Here is a 2,423-nt window from a genome sequence, read left to right as displayed (position 1 = left end):
GGCACCGCAGGCCTCGCTCCTGCTGTCGGCCTCGGACGACAGACCCGCATCCTCGAACCCGCAGCACTCCGCCCACAACGGCACCGGAGGCGGGACCGGCTCCTCCAACGGTGCCACGACCGGAACGAACAGCGGTGAGCCGGGAGCCGCCGACGCGAGAGGCCGAGACGCAGCACATCCCTCGTCCGGTGACAGAGCGTCCACCGACCTGACATCGCCGACCGATCCGGCTTCCCCGTCCCCCTCATCTCGCCGCACGGCGGCATCGACGTCTTCGCCTGATCCGAGAGGAATCCATGACCACGGTCGACCCCATCTCCGGCACCATCCCGCCCTCCGGAGTGCACACGGGCAGCACGACGCCCCCGACCGAGCGCAAGAAGACGCTCGACTCGGAGGTCTGCCTGAAACTCCTGGTGACCCAGCTGACCAATCAGGACCCGAGCTCGCCCATGAACACCAACGAGATGATCTCGCAGACCACCCAGCTGGCCTCGATGGAGCAGCTCACCGCGCTCACGGCGACCTCGACCGAGAGCTTCGCGCTCAGCATGCGCCAGACGGCCACCGCGCTGATCGGCCACGAAGCGCAGTACGTCGATGAGAAGGGCGTCACCCAGAAGGGCATCGTCACCTCGGTCTCCTACGCCGGCGCTGTCCCGCTCGTCACCATCGGCGACGCATCCATCCCTCTCGACGCCGTCTCCGGTGTCTCCCTCGCCCCCCGTTCGCAGTCCTGACCAGTCCCTTCCAGAAAGGCATCACCATGCTCCGCTCTCTGTTCGCAGGTATCTCGGGTCTGCGTTCGCACCAGACCATGCTCGCCCGCGTCACCGGCAACCTGCACTCCGGGGCAGCGGTCGGCGAGCAGCTGGTGCGCAACATCAAGACCTACGACGCCGAGGGTACGGCCACGTCGCTGCGCCTCACCTTCACCCGCACCGCCACGGGCTGGAGCGTCACCGAGCCGGGCGGCACGAACACCGCTCTCACGTTCACCGACGGCAAGCAGGCGGCGGCCTCCTCCATCGTCTCCGGCGGTGTCACGGTCGACCTCTCCGCCGTCACCGGGTTCGCGGATGTCAGCGACGTCGCGATCAAGGAGCAGAACGGCAAGCCGGCCGGCACGCTGAGCTCGTACGCGCTGATGAACGACGGCAGCCTCGTCGGCACCTTCAGCAACGGCGACACCGAGGTGCTCGCCCGCGTCGCCCTGGCAGGGTTCGTCAACCCGGGAGGACTCGAGAAGGCCGGCTCCTCGCAGTACCGCCCGAGCGGCAACTCCGGCGAGCCGACGCTCGGGCAGGCGGGCACCGACGGCCTGGGCGGCATCATCAGCGGCGCGCTCGAGATGTCCAACGTCGACCTGTCGCAGGAGTTCACCAACCTGATCGTCGCGCAGCGCGGCTTCCAGGCGAACGCCCGCATCATCACCACCAGCGACGAGGTGCTGCAGGAGCTCACGAACCTGAAGCGCTGAGCCGTGGGGCGGCGCGGCGGCGCGTGAGACCACGAGCCGCCGCGCCGTCACCTGTGGTCAGAGCAGTTCGCTCACCAGCTGCTCGATGCGCGCCCGGATGTCGTCGCGGATCGGCCGCACGGCGTCGATCCCCTGGCCGGCCGGGTCGTCGAGCTTCCAGTCCTCGTAGCGCTTGCCGGGGAAGAACGGGCACGCGTCGCCGCAGCCCATCGTGATGACGACGTCAGACGCCTGCACGGCCTCGGTCGTGAGCACCTTGGGCTGCTCGGCGGTGATGTCGATACCGAGCTCCGCCATCGCTTCCACAGCGGTGGGGTTGATCTGGTCGGCGGGCATGGAGCCGGCCGAGCGGACCTCGATGCGGTCGCCCGCGATGTCGCGAAGGAACCCGGCTGCCATCTGGGAGCGTCCGGCGTTGTGCACGCAGACGAAGAGGACGGAGGGCGTGGTGGTCGTGTCGGTCATTGAGACTCCTGGTGAGAGATGTGGTCAGGGAAGAAGGTCGTCGACGAGCGCGCGCACGCGTGCGGCGATGTCGTCGCGGATGGCTTCGACGCCCTCCCGCGAAGCGAGGGCGGGATCGCCGACGGCCCAGTCGTCGTAGCGGACGCCGGGGATGATCGGGCAGACGTCGCCGCACCCCATGGTGATGACGACGTCGGCCGCACGGACGGCGTCGTCGGTGAGGGGCTTCGGGAAGCGCTCGGCGGCCAGGTCGCCTTCGATCTCCGCGAGGATCGAGCGGACGTGCGGGTGGATGACGTCGGCGGGGGCCGATCCTGCCGAGCGAGCCACGACCTTGCCGGCCGCCAGCTTGTTGACGAGCGCGGCGGCGAGCTGCGACCGCCCCGCGTTGGCGACGCAGACGAAGAGCACCTGCGGGACCGCGGCATCGCGATCGCGGGTGAGGTCGGCGAGGCGCTGACGCGCGAAGCGCTCCGTG

3 protein-coding genes and 1 pseudogene are annotated in these 2,423 nt (G+C 69.5%); 2 read left to right on the top strand and 2 right to left on the bottom strand.

What is annotated here, in order from left to right:
• Positions 1-296: 296 nt before the first annotated feature.
• Complete coding sequence (locus KZA10_RS12480) at positions 297-740, top strand: flagellar hook assembly protein FlgD (RefSeq protein ID WP_218683029.1); 444 nt, start codon at positions 297-299, stop codon at positions 738-740.
• 26 nt (positions 741-766) lie between these two features.
• Positions 767-1,480: a flagellar hook-basal body complex protein gene (locus KZA10_RS12475; RefSeq protein WP_306300816.1), complete on the top strand. Its 714-nt coding sequence runs from the start codon at positions 767-769 to the stop codon at positions 1,478-1,480.
• 57 nt (positions 1,481-1,537) lie between these two features.
• On the opposite strand, the gene KZA10_RS12470 is transcribed toward KZA10_RS12475, so the two are convergent.
• Positions 1,538-1,945, bottom strand: a complete 408-nt coding sequence (locus KZA10_RS12470; RefSeq protein WP_017828242.1) for an arsenate reductase ArsC — start codon at positions 1,943-1,945, stop codon at positions 1,538-1,540.
• 24 nt (positions 1,946-1,969) lie between these two features.
• Positions 1,970-2,423, bottom strand: a pseudogene (locus KZA10_RS12465) (ArsR family transcriptional regulator); the annotation flags it as partial.

Source organism: Microbacterium sp. BF1 (assembly GCF_019279095.1).
GTDB lineage: Bacteria > Actinomycetota > Actinomycetes > Actinomycetales > Microbacteriaceae > Microbacterium > Microbacterium maritypicum.
The sequence above is the reverse complement of the archived record's forward strand: the minus strand, read 5'-3'. Positions and strand labels throughout refer to the sequence as shown.

Coding starts and splice junctions, on each gene's coding strand:
- KZA10_RS12480 (WP_218683029.1), top strand. CDS start 297: ATGACCACGGTCGACCCCATCTCCGGCACCATCCCGCCCTCCGGAGTG.
- KZA10_RS12475 (WP_306300816.1), top strand. CDS start 767: ATGCTCCGCTCTCTGTTCGCAGGTATCTCGGGTCTGCGTTCGCACCAG.
- KZA10_RS12470 (WP_017828242.1), bottom strand. CDS start 1,945: ATGACCGACACGACCACCACGCCCTCCGTCCTCTTCGTCTGCGTGCAC.